The following is a 20,823-nucleotide window of genomic DNA, read 5'->3' as shown; positions in this document are numbered from 1 at the left end:
GGAACATGCCTGTTTTATAAGGCATGACCCGTATCGACCGATTTTCTTATGTTGCTCAATCTATGTGTTTTTATCGCGCTGTCTACATCTTTGTTTGTGCTTAGGCTTCTTCGATGCAGATGGCGATGTCGCTCACCTCGTAGATCCGCAGGCCATCCTTACTCAGGCTGGCATTGCCGGTGATCACCAGCTTGCCTGCGTCCTCTTTGACCGAGGTGATGCTCACATCCATCGACATCTGCTTGTTGAGTGGGTTGATCTGACCGCGATACTTCCACTTGATGTTGGAGAGGATCTGGCCAAATTTCGGATTGGTGAACCCGGCGCCCAAGTCTTTGCTGATGGCATAAGTCTGCATGGTTTCTATGATGGCTTCAACGCCTAATGAACCCGGCATCACAGGATCCTGATGGAAGTGGAACTGGAAGAACCAGTCGCTCGGATCTATGGTGCGCTCGGCGTAGAGGTAGCCCAGGCCGTGGGTGCCGCCGTTATCGACGATCTCGACGCTGTCGATAAAGTTCAGCTGACCGCCCGCCAGACGATAGTGAGGCTGGCCCGCTGGCGCGTTGAAGTGGCGGCCGCCCTTGTCCAGCAGATCGACCCGAATATCCGGTGTAATACCCTTGGCCTGATGCCAGGGCTGAGTGGTCTTGCCGTTGTCCAGCCCCAACTGATCTTTAAGTGCCTCGGCCTTGAAGTAACCGAATACCGCTGTGCCGCGATAGAAGGGCTCGCCATCTGTGCTCAGCTCGAAGCTAAAGCTCTGAATGATGTTGGTGCCCGCCATCACGGTAGAGAGCAGGCGTGAGTCGTTAACGATAGTCTTGCCGCGCAGATCCACCTGACGCAGCAGCTCGCCGCTGCCATCTAGGTTACGGAAGAAGAGCTCCAGGCCGGGGAAGCCGAGAGTGGTACCCATGTAGCCCGAGATGAAGCCGTTTGGCTGCAGGGCGATCTCCATCATCACAGAGTAGGGCATCAGCGCCTGATGACTGTTGGCATCGAAATACCAGGCATCGCGTGGCACCTCATATTCGGCGATGCAGCTGGCAGGGCGCTTGAAGTCGCCGCGCTGGCCGTTAACCTCTATCACCCGGGTGGTGAGCTGCAGATCGCCGCATGGCGTACGCGGTGGGATCATGCCGCGGTAGATGGCGAACTCAGGGCCGAAGCACTTCTCGATATCGCCGGTGGCGAATTCGAACAGGTGATAGGGCGTAAAAGGCACAGTGTCGGGTACCCGGTTAGGGTAGTCCGGGGTCACAGGCGCCTCCACATGCGTCAGCGGAATTACCCCCTTGTTAGGCGCAGCGCTGAGATCGGGGACCTGAGCCATTAGCGGTGCATTAGTCATCAGCGGGGCATTGGCTGAGGCTCCCTGATTGGCCTTAGCCTGTGCACTGCTTGCGTCGCTGCTTTCCAGTTCAGGGTAGCGGGTACATTCAGCTTCCTCTTTGATCATCACCCCCAGATTTTGGAAGTCGACCACCACCTTGCCATTGAGCAAGATATCGATATTCGCCTTGGCGTAAGGGCGAGGGCTGAAGCCTATCTCTGTCACCTCCATGCGGTAGGTGAGGCGGGCCGATTGCGGGATCACCTGGCCGCGACAACGCACCTTCTGCGAGGCATTCTCCAGAGGCTGGAAACGACCATTTTGGGTCTGGGTATGCATGCCAAGGTGCAGCATGTAGAACTGCAGTAACTGACCACAACCCTCGGCCATCAGTGAGCCGGCCATCACCTGATCGTCCTTGAAGTGGCAAGGGAAATACCAGTGGTTAGGCTCCAGTTGCTTGTGGCCCTCGACCAGTCCAAGCCCCCAGGCGCCGCCGCTGCGCTCGACCTTGCTGACCTCTTCGATCATCAAGAACTTCTCCGAGGCGAAGCAGAGTGAAGGCTGAGCAGGTCCTGCGTGGGATGGGCCGAAACAGCCTTGGATATCGGCCGACAGCAGCTTGTGGATGTCACCATAGCTGAACTGGGTGCGCGGGCAATCCAGGAGTGGGTTAAAGATCTGCTTGGTGGCGCGGCTGCGGGCGAGCAGCTCTTCCTCGGTGCGGATCACCCCTTTACCGTCAGCCAGCTCGGCGTCGGTGAAGAAGCCTGCGCAGCCGCCATCCATCTTGAGGATCATGGTATCGCCAACGAAACATTCGTAGGAGAAGAAGAACAGCAGGGTATCGCCATTGCGGGCGAAGTTGTTGATCTTAATCTCATACCTTAGGGTATCGCCACCGCGGGGGAGATCCCCTAAGAAGGTGAGGGTACAGTCAAGCAGGCGATAGACACGCTCGCCCTTGTTCTCGAAGTCTATGCCCAGGTAACTAATTAGCATGAGGTCGCACTGGCCCGATTCCACTGCGACCGCCCAGGGGATCTGACCGTCCACCAGGTAGGGGGCATCCACGGGGATGTCGTATTCCGTGGTCATGGTGCTGGGCTTATATTCGCCCAGTTTGGCATCCAGCTTGGTGACCCGTGATACCAGCAGATAATCTGTGGTGGGCAGGCGCACCCGGCGTGAGTAGCCGTCGATCACGCTATAGTCGGGGCCGAACACCTTGGCTATATCCCCCTCGGCGTATTCCACCAGGTCGTGGTAGTCCCAGATGCAGGGCTTATGGGCCGGAACCGGTGCGCGGTATGGCGCGACCAGATCGTGCCTTGGTTTGAGTGGCATCTGGGTGACGCTTGAGGCCGAAGCTGGCGTCGATGGGCTACCTATGGCTTGGGCCAGTTGCTGCTTAAGCAGCAGGTCGGCCACTTTCAGGCCTGATTCACGGCTCTTGAGGAAAGCGAGATGGGCCTGACGCGCCTTTTGTTGATTGTCATGAAAGGCGCTGAGATCAGGGTTGCTGATCGGTGAGCCTGGTGGCTGAGCTGAATGCTGGGTCATAGTGGGTAAGTTACCTGTTGCACCGCCTGTCATCGACGGCGTGGCAAACTGTGATGCTTGAGTCGTGTTCGAATTAACCTGGCCTAAATAGCTTATAAGCTTGGACACTTTTTTCGGTTTAGTCTGACCTTGTCCATTGGCCGCGGCCAACTTGTCTTGCAGCGCTGACAGTTGCGTCAGCGGCTGAGTCAGTATGTGTTCTATGATGCCGCGTCCACCCAGGGTGACCCGCTTGATCAGGCTACGCCCCTCATGGGTGGTGAGATCTTGGTCTAGCCTTTGGGTCAGCGCACCGCGCTGGGTATGGGTTTGAGTAAGATGCAGCAAGGCGCTCTGATCTTCGCTGAAGTTGGCGACCAGGGCGTTGTCCGCGTTTTCTTGTGTCATGCGCAGCAGTGTGGCGATCAGGCTGGTCATGCCGGCGGCGGCAAAGCTGTGGCCCAGTTGTTGGTCGCTCTGCACCAGACGAGCCTGCGCCGTAGGCAGCTGCGCTATCAGCTGTTGGGGCTGATGCTGGCTGCAAGGCGCCACATTCATCTCGACCAGTGAGATCTGCTCGGCATCTGTGCCATTGAGGGTCAATAGCTCATCGCACAGGCGCGCTAATTGGTGCTGAGGACCAAAGTTGAGGCTCTCTATCTTGCCATAGGCGCTAGCGCCACGCTGGCTTTGGTGGGATGAGGTTTCCAGCACCAGGGCGCCGGCGCCTTCCGCCAGTCGCCAGCCGTTTGGATGGCTCTGATTGGCCACGGGGGCGATGGCATTTTTCAGCATCACCTGCTCCAGGCTGCCGCAGAGATCGACCGCGGCGATCACTACGGCATCAAGCTGCTCCTGCACCATGATATTTTCCGCCACATCCAGGGCGCGGCCCACAGATTGCTCGCCAGCGGAGATGGTAAAGGCCGGACCGCTGAAGTCCCACAAGGAGGCGATACGCGAGGCCATGATGTTGCCGATAAAGCTGGTGTATTGGTTTAGCTTGGCGGCGTCGAGCACGCTGTCCATGGCCAGGGCCTCAAGCTCGCGATATTGGCTGTCGCTCAGGCTGGCGCCCATGGCATCCAGACTCTGTTTGAGCTGAGTGTGCAGGTTTACCCGGCCGCGGAACTGGTGCAGTTCCAGCTCTGTCTCCATGGCGACCAAGACGGCCACTTTTTGCCCTGGCTGTAACGCTGCGTCGCGTATGGCTTCGTCGGCGACTTTCATCAGCATCAGCTGTTGGCCGATAAGGCGGTCGTCTTCATTGGGGGGCAGTTTAAAGCGCAGAAAATCCAGCTCGAAGCTATCCACATAGGCGCCTCGGGGTGCCGAGTCCAGGCCAAATTGCGCTAGCAGTTCTGGGTGCTGATCTAACCCTTTCCAGCGCGCTGGTGGAAGGGGCACAAAGGCCTCTTGCTCTTGGCGAATACAGGTGTCGAGGGCGTTAATGCTGCCAAGTGGGCCGAGATGCGCCGCAATGCCACTGATCACAAATTGCGGTGTCGAGCCGTTGTGACAAGGTGCAGTTAACTGTGGCGATGTCGCTGTGGTTGAAGGCTCGCACTCTGTGGGTGTATAGGATTCTAACAAAAGATGGGCATTACAGCCGCCGAAGCCAAATACCGATACCCCGGCTAATCGCGCCGCGTTATCGGCCTTAATCGGCCAAGGCGTCACTTGACGGGGCAGGGTATGAGCGCCAAATAGGCCGTTTGGTGACTCGATGGCCTCACTGAGGTTGATGCTTGGGGGCAGCTGGCCCTGATTCATGGCAAAGATCATCTTCATGATCCCCGGCATGCCCGCAGCGGTAAGTAAATGCCCTAAGTTGGATTTGGCCGAGCCTATCATGGGCGCGCTCGCACCTTCGAGCCCAGGGGCAAAAAATTGCTCCATAGAGGCCAGTTCTACCTTGTCACCCAGCGGGGTGCCCGTGGCATGGCATTCGATCACTTCTATCTGCTTCGGCGCTACGCCGCTGTGGCGATAGGCACGCTCGAAGGCCTTGACCTGCCCCTTACTGTTGGGGCTGAGCACAAACTGGCCCTTGCCGTCGTTAGACAGGCCGATGCCGCTGACGATGGCGTAGATCTTATCATTATCACGTTCGGCGTCTTCGAGGCGTTTGAGTGCCAGTACCCCGGCGCCTTCTCCGGCAAACAGCCCCTTGGTATTGCGATCGAAGGGGGCCGAGAAGCCATGTTCTGGATAGGCATGGAAGATGGAGAAGCCCATGTTGATAAAGAAAGGGTCGGCGCCGGAGACGGCGCCCGCCAACATGAGATCGGCCTTGCCCGTGTTGAGATAGTCGCAGGCCAGCTTCAGCGAATAGACAGAGCTGGCGCAGGCGGCATCCAGACTAAGTTGAACGCGCCCAAGGCCGAGGGCATCGGCCACTAGCTTAGAGGCGTTGTGGGCGATGGCACCATTGGCAACGTCTAAGGTGGTGGCAGCCGGACTATGGGCGTTATAGTCGCTCAGGCTGAAGTCTGGGCAGGCCAGCTTCTGCTTAAGGGCTTTTTCTACCGCCTTATGGTAGAGGGGTAGAAACAGCTCATTCGATTTTGCCGTAGGGAAAGAGAGGGTGCCCATGATGATGCCGCAGCGTGATAGCTGAGGAGAGTCCAGGGCAATGCCCGCATCGAGCAGGGCATTGCGACTGGTGTCCAGCGCCCACAGCAGGCTATCGTCCATCCCTTGGAGTTGTTCGGGCGGCAGCTTATAGCCATAGGGATTAAAGTGAAAATCTTCAATATACCCGCCCTTGTCGCAGTAGAAGCGATCGGCCTCGCCCTGCTCGCCACGAAAGTCGGCTAAGTGGGCGCCGAGCTTGTCATCGCTGAGTTGGGTGCGAGAGTCGCGTTTGTCGAGCAGGTTTTGCCAAAACTGCTTAGGGGTCTTGGCGTCTGGGTAGAGGTTTGCCAGACCCACGATGGCAATCTTGCCATGACCTCGGGTCTTTGGGGGCACTTGTTTGGCAGAAGGCGCTTCATTTGAAGGCATTAGACTTCCTCTTGAAATAGGGTATTGGCGAGCGGAGGCTCACCTTGAGCGCTGCGCTGTTGTAGCTTAGCCAGTTCACGCTTGAGTCCCAGTTGCAGCACAGTGAGGCTGACGGGAACTCTGTGGCTGATCAGTGTGCCCAAGGCTTTGAGCAGGGTGATCACCTCGTTTGCGCCGCGGGCATTGACCGGCACGCTGACATGAGGTGTCTCGCTGGCTTTTAGAATTTTATCTATCAGGGTGCAGTTTTGTCTGTCGGCACCGACCTCGACAAATAGCGCAGCCCCCTGATGGGTTGCGCTCTGGATGAGCGACTCAAAATCGAGGTGATGACAGAAGGTCTTGGCTATCGAGGTAGCGATAGCTTCGGCGCTCAGGGCCTGAATTTCGTTGACGGCGCCATCTTGGCCATCGATGAGGCTGGCGGCGCTGATAAATTTGACCGGATGCTCGGCGGCCTCGGCCATGATCGCCTGATGATAGAAGGCCTGCACCTGCGACTGCAGGCTTAAGGCTGGTGGCGTATGCATGGCGGTGACGCGGTTGGCGGCTATGCCACGTTTACCCAGTTCCTGTAACAGGGCCTGGCAACTGGCCTGACAGCCAGCGATCACGCAGGTATCCCCCTGGGTGATGGCAAGATAGACTCTGGGGTAACGCTCCAGCAAAGGCTGAATATCATCGCCTTGGCATCGCACCAGAAAACTGTTCCATTCGAGAGGATCCTTGTCTGACAGTTGCCAGTGACGACGAACCGCCTTGAGCGGACCTGAGATCTCCTCGGTAAACAGGGGCTCGCTCAGGGTCTTATCGATCAAGCTATGGGGATCTTGCCACACATCCAGGCTGGCCCACATGGCGGCTTCACCCATGGAGTAACCCAGGGCAAAGTGCGGCTGCACTGCAAATTCATCCACCAAGAGCTTGGTCAGCAGGTAGCTGGCGCCCACACCGGCAATGGCCATCTTGCTTAGAGGCATCTGCTGAGTGTCGGCCTTATCTTCTTGATAGATCATATCGGCCTGCAGCATCGCCTTGAGATCCCCTTGTTGCTGCAAGCGGCTAAACAGGGCCGGAAAGTAGCTATGTAGCTCATGCAGCATATCAGGGTAGATGGTGCCAACGCCGGGATAAACGAAGGCCAGCTTGGCCTGACCCAGCGGCGCGGCGCTGAAATAGCTACCCGATGGCGTGCGGTATTCCCCTTTCTCCTTACAGACTTTGGCCAGCGCCTGGCTCATGGCGGTGATCTCCTGCCCAAGCGCCTCGATACTTATGGCCTGTAGACAGATGACAAAACGTGTCGGGCCGCTGGTGGCAAAGGCATCGAGATTTTGCTGCATCAGCTCAATGATCGCCATCTCCCGCGCTAAGGGCTCGGTCTGTGATAAGGCGAGCTTATCCAAGGCCGCCGCCAGGGCCCAGAGCCCTTGGTTGAGCGCGGCTTCACTGCTACCGGGTAGCAGAAAGAACAGCTGGCTGGCCGACAGTAGCGAACGCGCCTTGAGTCGGCCTGTGCCTTGTGTCAGCACCATGGCCAGATGAGTTTGCGCTTTCCCTTGCTGAGGCTGGGTATTCTCCAGGGTAAGCGTCGCCACTCGTCCCTGATAGGGCTCGGTAAACCAGTAGTGACGCCGGCTCTCTGAACGCCTAATGGTTCGCTGTGCAATATCAGCGATCAGGCGACACAAGGCGTCGAAGCCCTTGTTCATGTCATCGATATGCGCTCTGCATTGAACACTATCCGGTTGGCGTTTGGCCTGTGCCAGCGCGCCTTGCAGTGCACTGCCCTGGCTTTGACCGTATTGTAGCGCCGCCAGATGGGCATGAGGGTGCAGCTTGTGCTGCGCCGCCTTGAGCGCTGGCATCAGCAGCAATGTTTGCTGGGCGCCATGCAGGCAAACCAGATCGCCTGTGGCGACCCAGCTCACTGCCTGCTCAAGCGTCTGAGCCAGCTTATTCTCAGTAAGCTCAGCCTCGGTTAACTTAGGCTCAATTTGGTCAACATGCAGCTTTCGAACTGGCTGATTGGCTAAGGTATCGGGCAAGGGCGCATCTTTTGGCAACAGCAAGAGGGCTACCCGCAGCGGGGTAGCGCCTTCGCTGTTAGCGTTAGCATTGCTTACCTTTTGGCCAAACTCCTGGGTCACTGCGTCGCCTCCTCGTTGGCCGTTTCACCGCGTGCGCCGTGCGGCACGAAGGCGGCATTGAGGGTTGAGCTGATGGTGATCCTGGCCCCTTTTATCAGGGCGCTCAGGCGACCATCTTGATGGTAAAGCGCCACATCGGCCGTCAGGCTTCTGCGATTGCTCTTGACCACATTCAGCTCTATATAGCCGGTTTCGCCGCCGTGCATCGGCTGCACACTGATGAACTCGTCGATGGCCGATGGCAAACTGGCCGCCCCATAGCTGAGCCTTGCCCAGACCAACATGGCTTGGAGCAAGAGATCTTCGGCAAAAGGCTGACAGCCTGCGCTGCTTAGGCTAGGTACAAACTCGCCGCAGTCGGCTTCGCGCACCTGGGGCAGGCTTACAGAGGCGATAAGTCCCTGCTCATCGAACTTAAGTACCTTATCCAATCCCTGCAGTCTTGGCCCATGAAACAGGGTGCCGTCACTGTAGAGCGTGCTGGCATCGGTGACCGCCTCGCCATTGTACTGCCCTTCGAAGGCCTTGATTGGCGCCGAGCAGTCCTCGCCATCCATCAAACAAAGGCTCGCCTGGTACTGCGGCCGTCCCTCGCTGCTTATTAAGGCCTGAATGGCCGTCAGGCTATCGCCGGTATATTCAGGGGTTAGCGTAAGCACTAAGGTTTTCGGCGCTTCGGTGTCGAAAATAATGCCTTTGAGCAGCTTATAGCTGCGCACCTTTACCGGGGCGCCAATGTGCGCCCGAGCGGCTTCACGCATCCATTGGATAGCACAAACCGTCGGTAATACCGGGTTACCGCCGATCACATGGTCTGAGACAAAGGCCATGGTCGCGGGCGTTAATTGGCGCGTTAAGGTGACAGGCGGCAGCGGATGCTGTGCAACGTGCACCTCATCCGCATCAGGCTTTTTTACTGAGCTTGCCTCATCTGCTTTAGCTGTGTTGCCTTGCATATCGCTGCCTACCAGCAGCTGTACGCCGCTGTCGCCAAGTAGCTGAGTGGCAAACAGCTCGGCACCCGCCTGCAGCGGGATCACATAGACGCCGCGCTCGACAAACATCTTCTTCAGCGCAGGATTGACCATGCCGCCATCCCAAGGGCCCCAGTTAAAGCTCATCACCTTAGCCTGGCTCTTGTGGGTGAGTTGCAGTGCCGCCTTGTTGAGGATCTCGTTCGCCATGGCGTAGTCGCTCTGCCCCGTGTTGCCGTAGAAACCGGCCGCCGAAGAGAAGAGGGCAACCAGCTTAAGCTGGGCGGGATCGATCACGCTTAGCAGCGCCTTAAGCCCGGCCACCTTAGTGCCGTAGACTCGCGCAAGCTCATCTAAGGTTTTGTCTTGTATGTGTTTATCGGCCAGTACGCCCGCACCGTGGATGAGTCCTGTAATTGGCGTTAGCTGATTGATGGCGCCTAGGGCCTGCTCGATCGCCTCTGCCTTGCTGACATCCATCGCCAGATATTCCGCCGAGGCGCCCACCGCCTCGAAGGCGTTGAGGGCGGCCTGGATCTCAAGGCTACTCTTTACCGGCCAGATGAGGGCGTCGACCTGTTTAGGCGTCGGCTTGTCACCGCTGGCGAGTAGATGAGCGATAGCGGCCTGCTTAAGTTCGCCGATAGTCTTGCCCTGGGCCCATTCTGGCAGATCCTTCGTGCTAATATGTTCGCTGCGACCGGCCAGGATAAAGTGCGACTGACAACGCTTAGCCAGTGCCAGGGCACATTCGAAGGTTACCCCTTTTGCCCCCCCGGTCACCAGTATTTTATCTGAGCTATCCAGCTGGGATTCTGCGGTTTTTATCGCCGCTTCACCCGGCTGTAGCCGATGACGGCACAGTTTGCCGCCGGCATCGACACTGATACCGACCTCGTTGAGACCGCTGTCGCTGTCCATGAGCTCCGCGAGTACGGCATCGCTCAGCTGCGCCGCGCTCATCTCTGGCGCTAAGTCCAACGCGCGGCAGAAGATGCCTGGCCATTCATGACTCAGAGTCTTGGTGAGACCCGAAAGCGCGGCCTGATTAAGTTCGCTCTTGGCCAGTTGCTTAGCATCCAGGTAGCCGAAGCCGCCGTCGATACGACTGACGGTGACAAAGCAGCGACGACCCGTCTGCGCGCTTAATGGCGCCTGCAGATGCTTGGCCCAGAGGAACGCCGAACTCAGGTGGTTAAAGCCAGCGTCGCTCAGTTGTATCTCTGAGACAGCGTTGGCTTCCTGCTGAGGCTGTAGGTGTACAAAACCTGCAATGTTACCGTGGTCTGCGCTAATTCCTGCTATCGCCTGCATCACATCTTGCTCAGCCAGTCCTTCTGGCTGCCAGCTGGCGATGGCGCTGCTCAGCGGTGACTGAGGCTGACCTTCTGGCAGGCGCACAACCACGACCTTGAGTCCCTTGTTGCTGAGTTTCTCGGCCAGTACCCCGGCATTGTGACCATCGTCTTGGATCACCAGGGTAGCATTGGCGGCGAAACCCTCGGCATCAGGCTTCGCCGCTTCAAGCTTTTTTAGCGCCACCTCGCTGTGAGGCGGTAGCTCGACTAAAGGCTCGGCGGAGATGGCTTGCACCTGAGTAACCGAGGCGCTCTGCTCTTGGCTGCTTGTCGTGTCAACTATCGCGTCTGCGGCGGGCAGCTTGCTGTTCATATACGCCACGATCTCACCCAGAGTGCGGCACTCGGCCAGATCTTCCGGGTTGAGATCCGGCAGTCCCGGCAGTTCGTCTTGAACTGTGCCTAAGATCTCGACTCGTTTAATTGAGTCGATACCAAGGTCGGCTTCCATGTCCATCTCCAGCGACAGCATCTCGGTTGGGTAGCCCGTCTTGTCGGCCACCACAGTGAGCATGGTCTGCTGTACCTGTGTTGATGACAGGCTATCAGTCGCAACAGAGCTTTGAACCTCTGGGCTGAGTGCAGCGCCTGTGGCGGTCAGCTTGCTATTCATGTAAGCGACGATTTCCCCCAGGGTGCGGCACTCGGCCAGATCTTCTGGGCTGAGTTCAGGCAGTCCCGGCAGTTCGTCTTGAACTGTGCCTAAGATCTCGACCCGCTTGATAGAGTCGATGCCAAGATCGGCCTCCATATCCATCTCAAGGGCCAGCATCTCAGTTGGGTAACCTGTCTTATCAGCTACCACGCTCAGCATGGTTTCTTGGACTTGTGTCGAAGACAAGCCAGCGGCGGCTTGCTGAATAGGTGCACCTGCGGTTGGCTGTTGGCTGTTCATAGCGCCTGCGGCTTGTTGAATTGCGCCAGCGGCGGTTTCTGTAATATGAGCACCTGCAGCTGGCAGCTTGCTATTCATATAGCTAACAATTTCACCCAGGGTACGGCACTCGGCCAGATCTTCTGGGCTGAGTTCCGGCAGTCCTGGCAGCTCATCCTGTACTGTGCCTAAGATCTCTACGCGCTTGATGGAATCGATGCCGAGATCGGCCTCCATGTCCATCTCAAGTGATAGCATTTCGGTTGGGTAGCCTGTCTTGTCGGCCACAACTGTGAGCATGGTTTCTTGGACTTGTGTCGATGACAAGCCTGTGGCGGCTTGTTGAATTGCGCCAACGGCGGTTTCTGAAATATTAGCTCCTGCGGCCGGCAGCTTGCTTTCCATATACGCCACGATCTCACCCAAGGTGCGGCACTCGGCCAGATCTTCCGGGCTGAGTTCGGGTAGGTTTGGCAGCTCATCTTGTACTGTGCCTAAGATCTCCACGCGCTTGATGGAATCGATGCCGAGATCGGCTTCCATGTCCATCTCAAGGGCCAACATCTCGGTAGGGTAGCCTGTCTTGTCAGCCACAACTGTGAGCATGGTCTCTTGGACTTGTGTCGAAGATAAACCGCTAGTAGCTGTGTTTTGAACCTCTGGGGTAGCAACAGCGCCAGCGGCGGCTTGTTGAATTGCGCCAGCGGCGGTTTCTGTAATGTGAGCACCTGCGGCCGGCAGCTTGCTTTCCATATACGCCACGATCTCACCCAGGGTGCGACACTCGGCCAGATCTTCCGGGCTCAGCTCCGGCAGAGCCGGCAGCTCATCTTGCACTGTGCCTAAGATCTCCACGCGCTTGATGGAATCGATGCCGAGGTCGGCCTCCATGTCCATCTCAAGGGCCAGCATCTCGGTTGGGTAACCGGTTTTTTCGGCCACCACGCTTAGCATGGTCTGTTGCACCTGTTCACTGCCCAGGTTAACACTTGGCGCCATACTCACTGGCTCAATGGCAGGTGATTGTGCAGGTGCCATTGGCTGAGGGGCGATAGGTTGTACAGTTTGCTGCACCTTAGCAGGTGTGGCTACTGGCGGATTAACAGTCGCTTGTACCTGAGGTGCTGCCGTAACTGCTGGCGCGGCCGCAGGCACAGTGGCTTTTATTGGGTTTGGCGCCGGAGTCGATGCTGGCGTGAATACAACCCGGCTAGGTGCGCTTGCTTGCGGCGCCATAGCTCCGTGGCTGAGCAGGCTTAAGGCGCTTTGATGGCTTAAGGCCTGCATCTCGAGGAACTGAGTATGGCTTTGTAACGTTTGCGCCTGATGTTGGTGGAACTGCTCCATTGCGCGCTGCAGGCTCTCAGGGATCGCGACCCCGGCGGCGGCCATCTGTGCCTGCGCCGTCATCAGCTGAGTGACTGTCTCGCCATACTGCTGCGGTATGGTCAAGAATTGCTGATGCAGCTGAGCCGTCTGTTGCTGGGCGGCGAACAGTGCCGTCAGGGCATCATCGCCAGCGATTGTCTGTAACGTCTGGATGGCAGGTGTATTGATGACTGAGCCATGAGAGTCATTGGCCTGTGGCGCTTGGGCTGCGGGGATCGATTTTTCCACTATCTTCTCTACTTCTACAAATTTTTCGACAATTTTTTCGACTTCGACCAGTTTTTCAACTTCCACTATCTTCTCTTGCACTCGGGTCTGTGGCGTGATGGTGCCCGTGTTAAGGGATTTTTCCATCTTCGCCAGGGTCGCCGGGCTGATGTAGTTGGTCGCGTTGAGCGTGATATTCATGGGAGAGACTGGCTCGGCCTGGGCCGCTTCGGTTTGGTATGGGTCTATCTCATCCAGTGCGATGCCGCAGACGGCAAGCTGCATGGCGCCCTGACGAAGTTGCAGGTCGCTATCGCCCTTAGGGTTAGGGTTGAGGCTGATGGTGCACAGGGTATCTAGCTTGTCGCTAAGGGTGTTCTCCACCAGTTTCTGTAGAATATTCTTCGGGCCGAACTCGATGAAGACGCGCGCACCATCGGCGTACATGGCTTCTAGCTGCTCGCTAAAGCGCACAGATTGCAGCATGTGCTGCTTAAACTCATTCTTGATGGTCTTGGCGACATTGGCGTAGCGAGCGCCGCTGGCGTTGGCGTACACAGGCAGCGCCGGTTTGGCAAACTTCACCTTGTCGATCGCCTCGGCAAACGGTGCCTGGGCGTGGCCCACCAATGGTGTGTGGAAGGCGCCGGATACTGGCAGGGCGATCGCCTTGAAACCGAGCTCGCTAAGGGCCTTGGCCGCCTGGGTGGTGGCATCTGTCGGTCCGGCGATCACCAGCTGGGTCGGCGCGTTGTAGTTGGCGACCTTAACCCCCTCAAAGGCGATAAGGGTAGCTTCCAGTCGAGTCAGATCCTCGGCGGTTTTGGTGATGATGGCGAACATGGTACCGCGATCGGCACCCTCGGCACTCTCGGCACTTGGGCTGGCCATGGCATCGCCACGGGCGAATGTCAGCTGGTAATAGTCTTCGAGGCTGATCACCCCGGCGGCGCACAGGGCGCTGAGTTCACCAAAGCTGTGGCCTGCCACCATGTCGGGCGTGAAGCCGGCTTGCTTGAGCAGGGTGTATTGCCCCATGGAGATGGCGCCGATGGCGCTCTGGGCATTGGCGGTATTGGTCAGTAGTGCCTCTTGTGCCTTGCGCTCCTCAGTCGTGAAGACTGGCACCGGGTACACCAGTTGCGACAAGGGCGTCTTATCCTGGCTGGCAAATACCTTGTCGGCCAGTACAAATTGCTCGCGCATCTCGGGGAAATGACAGCTTAGCTCACGGCCCATGTTGAGGTATTGGGCGCCTTGTCCGGCAAACACCGCGGCCACTTTAGGGTTAGCCAGACTGCTGATGCGATAGTGCAGGCCGCCAGGTAGCGACCAGTATGCCTCATCGCCCGCTTCCAGGCGGCTAAGCGCCTGATTAAGCTGGGTCTTGAGGCTGTCTCTGTCGCTAACGACCAGGCCAAGACGCGGGGCACTGGCGTCAAGCATGCGCAGCGGATGTTGACTGGCCAGGACGTCGAGGGATTGTTTATCTGCGTCTGCAACAAGCTGCCTGATGGTGGCGATGAGGCCAGCCTTGTCGGCGCCGCTGATCAGCAAGCTCTGAGGCACGGCGCGCTGACGGAATTGGGTCAGCTTGCCCAGATCTCGGCTATGTTCGCGCTGGTACTCTTCGAGCACGAAGTGGAAGTTAGTGCCGCCAAAGCCGAAAGAGCTGATACCGGCGCGGCGCGGGGTGCCGTCCGGGCGTGGCAGCCAGGGGCGCGTCTCGGTATTGAGGTAGAAAGGCGAGTTGGCGATATCCAGTTTAGGATTGGGCTGGTCCACATTGATGGTCGGTGGTAACACCTTGTGGTGTAGCGCCAGCGCCGCCTTGATAAGCCCCGCCGTGCCTGCGGTCGACTTGGTATGGCCGATTTGCGACTTCACCGAGCCCAGGGCGATATGCTGGGTCGTCTTGCAGCCTTCGCTGAACACAGACTTGAGGCCGTTAAACTCGGCCACGTCACCGGCGGCCGTGCCCGTGCCGTGGGCTTCCATCAGCCCTAAGGTATGTGGCGGGAATCCGGCATCGTCGTAGGCGCGTTTGAGCGCCTTGGCCTGGCCTTCGGGGCGCGGTGCGTAGATAGACTTAAACTTACCGTCCGACGAGGCGCCTACGCCCTTGATCACCGCATAGATGCGATCGCCATCGCGCTCGGCATCTTCCAAACGCTTCAGGGCCACCATGCCTATCCCTTCGCCTATCATCATCCCCTTGGAGTCGATATCGAAGGGCTGCACCGTCTCGTTGGTGGTGAAGGCTGGCGTCTTGGAGAAGCTCATATACATGGAGGGGGAGTTGTCGGTACAGACGCCACCGGTGATCATCATCTCGGCGCGGCCGTCCACCAGTTCGCTGAGCGCCATGCGCATGGCTGCCAGCGAGCCGGCGCAGGCGGCGTCGACGACGCAGTTCATGCCGCCTAAGTCGAAACGGTTGGCGATACGTCCGGCGATCACATTGCCCAGAGAGCCAGGGAAGGAGTTCTCTTCCCAGTGGACATATTGGTCCTGAAATTTCTTGATCAGCATCTCGCTGTCGGCGTCGCTGATGCCGCTGTGCTTGAACACCTTTTTCAGCACAGGATATTGCAGCCTGGCGTTGAGACTGTGGCTGATCTTCTGACCGCCGCCCACACCTAGGGTAATGCCTATCTTGTTTCTGTCGTAGTCGCTCGGTAGCTTGGCATCGGCGAGTACCTCTTTGGCGACGATGAGTGACAACAGCTGTGAGGTGTCGGTCAGCTCTAGGATGTTGGGCGGCAGGCCAAACTCCATCGGGTTGAAGTTGACCTCGGGCATGAAGCCGCCGCGTTTGCAGTAGCTCTTGTCCGGCGCGCTCTTATCGCTGTCGTAGTAATCGTCGACCTGCCAATGGGTGTCTGGCACCTCGGTGATGGCGTCAATCTTGTCGCAGATCAGATCCCAAAATTTGTTGAGATAACGTGAGTTGGCAAAGATGCTCGCCATGCCAACGATGGCAATGGGCATATCTTTCAGACGCTTGTTGAGGCGCTGATCGCTTGACGTCTTTGATGTTTCGGTCTGGCTCATTATGAGTCTCCGCTTGCTACCTGATGCTCAGGTGTCTGTATGTCAGCGCCGGGTGTTAGCTGTGCCATGGTGGCACCAGGGAAGCGCTGTAAGAAAGTGTGATAGTTGCGTACCAAAAGCTTACGCAGATGAAACGGCCCTTGGCGAAGCAGATGGGTGATGTATCGCTTGGTGGCCTGGGTGTTACCGTCTTGATAGATATCTAAGTAGATCCAGTCGCTGTGGGGATCTATGCCCAAAAGTACCGAGCTTGGCTTGGCGTCCGCCAGTTGTGGCGGTAGGGTGAGCGAGGCCACCTGCAGCACTGTGTCGCCGTCGGCCTGTGGCAGCGCCAGGGTATGGGCCAGAGTCTCTGGATTTAAGGTATAGGTGACAATATCGCTGCCTTGGGCGATGGGCAGCTGGTTGAAGTAATGATCCGGCACCTCGGGACGCTCGATGTTGTGGATGCGCGACACCCCGTAGCGCTTGAGGCAGCGGGCGAGGCCGGAGCGGGACACATTGGGATTGATAAACTCCTGAGTCACCTTGAGTAGCCTGTCCAGCGGCATCTTCAGCTGGTAGCGCAGCCCCACGACCACATACTCCTGCATCGGCGTTAGCGTGGTGTTGAGGTGGTGGGGGGTGTTGGGCGTGTCTTCGATGGAGTCGCGCCGGCGCCATTTACGCACCGTGGCTTCGCTGATGTTGAGCACCTTTGCCAGCTGGCTCACCGGTAGTTCCGACTCCTGGATAAACTGACGCATCTCAGGGGTGGTGGTGGCATTCTTGTGCCTATATTCACTGGCGCTGAGTTTTCGCGCCGCGGTCTGCGAGTCCCGGCGCTGCGTCTTGTGGTTAGGCTTCTCGAGCATACTGGTTAGGGCGTTCCATCAATAATCTATTGGGACAAGCGCTGTCGCGGTTTGCTGCTAGCCTGCAAAATCCCGCGTTGTCCGTCTGAACTGACGTTAATAGAGCAGCAGACTACAGTAGCTTGAGGGCCAATACAATCACCTGGGACTTAAAAGTCTTCGATACCGGCTCTTTTAGCTTACATATGTTCGCTGTTTGTGACAGGCGTTAGCTAAATTAACCCTGTGAGTTAAAGCGTGATCTCGATCAAAAGCAAGGCAGGTTGACAGGCCTATACTGGTTGTTAATAGACCGATCACAACACATTGTTTTTGTTTGCAGCAAACACGATTTTAGTGGCAGGGAAAGAGGTCGTGGTGCTGTTACCTATTGATATAACAGATCAAAGGAGGCCGATATGGCTGAGTTTACCACGGAGCAGATCCGGAATCTGGCGGTGCTCGGACACACAGGGGCGGGTAAATCCACTCTGCTCGAGGCATTGCTGTTCCAGGGCGAGGCGATCGCCCAAAAAGGCAGGGTGGACAAGGGCACAAATCATGCTGATTTCACTGCCCAGGAAAAAGACCACAGACACAGCTTAGAACCTTCCTTCCTCAATCTCGATTTCGACAATCATCACATCAATTTCATCGACACCCCGGGCCTGCCCGATTTCTTCGGCCGTGCCTTGTTGCCGCTTAGCGGTGTGGAGTCTGTGCTCTTGGTGATCAACGCCGCCACCGGCATAGAGACTATCACCCAGCGCGCCTTCGAGGCCGCCAGGGCACAGGGTAAGGTGGTGCTGATTGCGATTAACCATATCGACGGCAATGGCGCTAATCTGGCGGGACTACTCGATGAGATCCAAACCAAGTTTGGCCATCGCTGCCTGCCGGTGAATCTGCCTAATGCCGCCCTGGATGATGTGATCGACTGTTATCTGCATCCTCAGCCCGAGTTGCAGGGGGAGGCCCTGTTCCATGATGTGGCCAGTGCCCGCGATGAGCTGGTGGATACTGTGCTCGAGGAAGACGATGAGCTGATGGCGCTGTATCTGGAGCAGGGGGAAAACCTTACGCCCGAGCAGCTACATGCCCCGCTGGAAACCGCGCTGCGCATGGGCCATCTGGTGCCTGTCTGTTTCACCAGCGCCGAGCAGCAGGTGGGCATAGGCGCGCTGTTAGAGCTCATCATCAAGCTGAGCCCCAACCCATTAGAGGCCAACCCGCCCCAGTTCATCAAGGGGCAAGGGGAATCGGCCCTGCCGGTGGATGTGACCCAGTCCAGCGAAGATCACGCCCTGGCCTATGTTTTTCGGGTGGCTATCGACCCCTTCTTCGGTCGCATGGGAGTGTTTAGGGTCTATCAGGGCACCATCTCTCTGGGGATGAAGCTGTTTATCGGCGATGGTCGTAAACCCATCAAGGTAGGTAACCTGTTTAAGCTTCAGGGGGACAAGCAGGTTAGCGTGACCTCTGCGGTGCCAGGCGATATCTGCGCCATCTCTAAGGTAGATGAGCTGACCGTGGGCGCCGTGCTTCACGACAGTCACGACGAAGATGAGTTCCACCTGCCTGAGCTAGTGCTGCCACAACCTATCTTCGGCCTGGCGGTGTCGGCCAAGCGCCGCGGCGACGAGCAGAAGATTGCCGAGGTGCTCAACAAGTTGGTGGTGGAAGATCCTAGCCTGCACATCGCCAAGAACGAGGCCGAAGGACAGACGATTCTACAGGGCCAGGGGGACTTGCACCTGCAGATCGCGCTGGAGAAGGCCCATGATCTCTTTAACGTCGATATGGAAACCGATGTGCCCGCGGTGGCGTATCGCGAAACCATCACCCGCAGCGCCACGGCGCGTTACCGCCACAAGAAACAGTCTGGCGGTGCCGGTCAGTTTGGTGAGGTGGAGCTCACCGTCGAGCCGCTGCCAAGAGGTGCAGGCTTCGAGTTTGTCAGCAAGGTGGTGGGCGGCTCGGTGCCGAGCCAATACATTCCCGCGGTCGAGAAAGGGGTGAAGGAGGCGATGAACGGCGGCGCCGTGGCGGGCTTCCCGATGCAGGATGTACGCGTCTCCTTGCTGGACGGTAAGCATCATAGCGTCGACTCGAAGGAGATCGCCTTCGTGATGGCGGGTAAGAAGGCCTTCCTCGATGCCGTGCAGGAAGCCAACCCAGTGATCCTGGAGCCGATCGTCGAGATGCAGGTGCAGGTGGCCCAGGAGCATGTGGGTGACATTACCGGGGATATCAGTGCCAATCGCGGCATCATCTGCGGCACCCAGGCCCAGGGCAACGGCAAGGTCGAAGTGGAGGTCGAGGCACCGCTTGCTACCGTCGACGATTACTCGACCCGGCTGAAATCCTTAACCGGCGGCGACGGTCAGTTTGCCATGACCTTTAGCCGCTATGATGTGGTGCCGGATCATGTGCAGAAGGCATTAGTCTCGGCGGCAAAGGCCCACTAAAACTCGATCAGGCATTAGTGTCATTTACTGCTCTTGAAACATGAGTCATTGAAAATGAGCTGGAAAAAGGAGAACTAAGTTCTCCTTTTTTCTTGTGCCAGCGCTATGTTGCATTAGCTAAATGCCCTGACGCTTATTGCACTCGCTGGGCCTTAGGATTAGCTTGGTCGCATCATAAATTAATCTAGCAGCGGAAATAAGGAGTGGGCATCGATGAAGGTGGTCAGTCGCGACAACAGTGAGCACTATCTTTGGGGCGAACAGGATATGGAAGGCAAGGCCTGTGATGGCTGGCATCTAGTGAAGCGTCCTGCGCTGAGCGTGATTCTGGAGCGGGTACCTGTGGGCAGGGGCGAGCAGCGTCACTACCATAAGGTGGCGGAGCAGTTTTTCTTTATCCTGTCGGGCACGGCGCTGCTTGAGGTGGAGGGGAGCGAGCATAGACTCACTGCTCACCAGGGGATGCATGTGGCGCCGGGTCAGGCTCACTGCCTGCGCAACGGCGGCGAGCAGGTGCTGGAATTTCTGGTGACCTCTACACCGCCAAGCCATGGTGACAGGGAAAAGGCTTAGGAAAAGGTTTAAGTAAGTTAAGAGTGAGGGGAAAAAAGCGGGTCACACTTTCGTTTGTTTCCTTTTAAGACAACAAGTTATAGTCTAAAGTTTTAGTGTTTAGCGCGGCATTTGAGCAATTATTGGAGGCGTCGACATGGATGGATCGAGACCTTGGTTAGCGGGCATGCTAGGCCTTGCCCTGGTGTGTATGGCACCTATTTCAGCGACAGCCGAGACTCTGGCTACTGAGACTGCGGTTATAAATAGTAGCGACGCCCTGGAGGCGCGCGAGATAGTGCGCCGCGCCGACGAGCAGATGCGCGGTAAGTCCAGCTATGTGGTGGCGACCATGAATATCGTGCGTCCGGCCTGGACGCGCTCCATGAGCATGAAGAGCTGGACCAAGGGGCAGGAGCTGTCGCTGGTACTGGTGACGGCGCCGGCGAAAGACAAGGGCAGCGTGTCTCTCAAACGCTACCGCGAGATGTGGAACTGGGTGCCCGCCATCGAGCGCATCATCAAGATAGCTCCCTCCATGTTGAGTCAGTCTTGGATGGGCTCAGACTTCACCAATGACGATCTTATCAATCAGTCCTCCATAGTGGTCGATTATCGCCATCAGCTGGTGCAGCACGAATCGATAGAGGGGGATGACTGCTTCGTCATCGATGCCTTTGCCAAGCCTGACGCGCCAGTGGTCTGGAGCCGTATCCGTCTTTGGATCTCGAGTCGCCATTATTTGCAGCGTAAAGTGGAATTTTTCGACGAGTTCGATGAGCAGGTAAACACCCTGACCACCTCGGGTATTCAGGAGATGGGCGGGCGTATGTTGGCCACCAAGATGGTGATGATCCCGGCCGATAAACCGGGGCAGCGCACCGAGCTTATCACCCATGAGGCGGCATTTGATTTTGAGATAGGTGATGATTTCTTCTCTCAGCAGCAGATGAAGGCGCTGCGGGACTAACACAGAGATAAATCTAAGACGCTAAGGCTAAGGTACAAGGACTTAGGTACAAGGACTTAGGTACAAAGACTTAGGTATAGAAACTTAGATACAAGAATAGAGGTGAG

At 57.3% G+C, this 20,823-nt stretch carries 7 protein-coding genes; 3 read left to right on the top strand and 4 right to left on the bottom strand.

From position 1 onward, the window contains the following. Positions 1-100: 100 nt before the first annotated feature. From SHEW_RS13800 to SHEW_RS13785, 4 genes are read right to left on the bottom strand one after another with little or no spacing between them, the layout of a single operon-like run. Positions 101-5,887, bottom strand: a complete 5,787-nt coding sequence (locus SHEW_RS13800) for a hotdog fold thioesterase (protein ID WP_011866464.1) — start codon at positions 5,885-5,887, stop codon at positions 101-103. Next, a complete protein-coding gene (locus tag SHEW_RS13795) occupies positions 5,887-8,037 on the bottom strand; it encodes a PfaB family protein (RefSeq protein ID WP_011866463.1) in 2,151 nt (716 codons plus the stop codon). Before SHEW_RS13795 ends, SHEW_RS13800 begins: the two co-directional genes overlap by 1 nt. Further along, positions 8,034-15,893, bottom strand: a complete 7,860-nt coding sequence (locus SHEW_RS13790) for a type I polyketide synthase (RefSeq protein WP_011866462.1) — start codon at positions 15,891-15,893, stop codon at positions 8,034-8,036. Before SHEW_RS13790 ends, SHEW_RS13795 begins: the two co-directional genes overlap by 4 nt. After that, positions 15,893-16,747 (bottom strand): helix-turn-helix domain-containing protein, encoded by an 855-nt coding sequence (locus SHEW_RS13785; RefSeq protein ID WP_011866461.1) that lies wholly within the window; start codon positions 16,745-16,747, stop codon positions 15,893-15,895. Before SHEW_RS13785 ends, SHEW_RS13790 begins: the two co-directional genes overlap by 1 nt. A 398-nt stretch (positions 16,748-17,145) precedes the next feature. Between SHEW_RS13785 and fusA the strand changes: the two genes are divergently transcribed. The 3 genes from fusA to SHEW_RS13770 all read left to right on the top strand — a co-directional run bounded on the left by fusA (position 17,146) and on the right by SHEW_RS13770 (position 20,716). Continuing rightward, positions 17,146-19,194 (top strand): elongation factor G, encoded by a 2,049-nt coding sequence (fusA, locus tag SHEW_RS13780; protein ID WP_011866460.1) that lies wholly within the window; start codon positions 17,146-17,148, stop codon positions 19,192-19,194. Positions 19,195-19,407: 213 nt separating this feature from the next. Further along, the gene (locus SHEW_RS13775) at positions 19,408-19,767 is read left to right on the top strand and encodes a cupin domain-containing protein (RefSeq protein WP_011866459.1); all 360 of its coding nucleotides are present in this window, start codon (positions 19,408-19,410) and stop codon (positions 19,765-19,767) included. 136 nt (positions 19,768-19,903) lie between these two features. Next, a complete protein-coding gene (locus SHEW_RS13770; protein ID WP_011866458.1) occupies positions 19,904-20,716 on the top strand; it encodes an outer membrane lipoprotein-sorting protein in 813 nt (270 codons plus the stop codon). Positions 20,717-20,823: the final 107 nt, after the last annotated feature.

This window comes from Shewanella loihica PV-4, assembly GCF_000016065.1.
Classification (GTDB): domain Bacteria; phylum Pseudomonadota; class Gammaproteobacteria; order Enterobacterales; family Shewanellaceae; genus Shewanella; species Shewanella loihica.
This window is presented reverse-complemented; position numbering and strand designations above follow the sequence as displayed.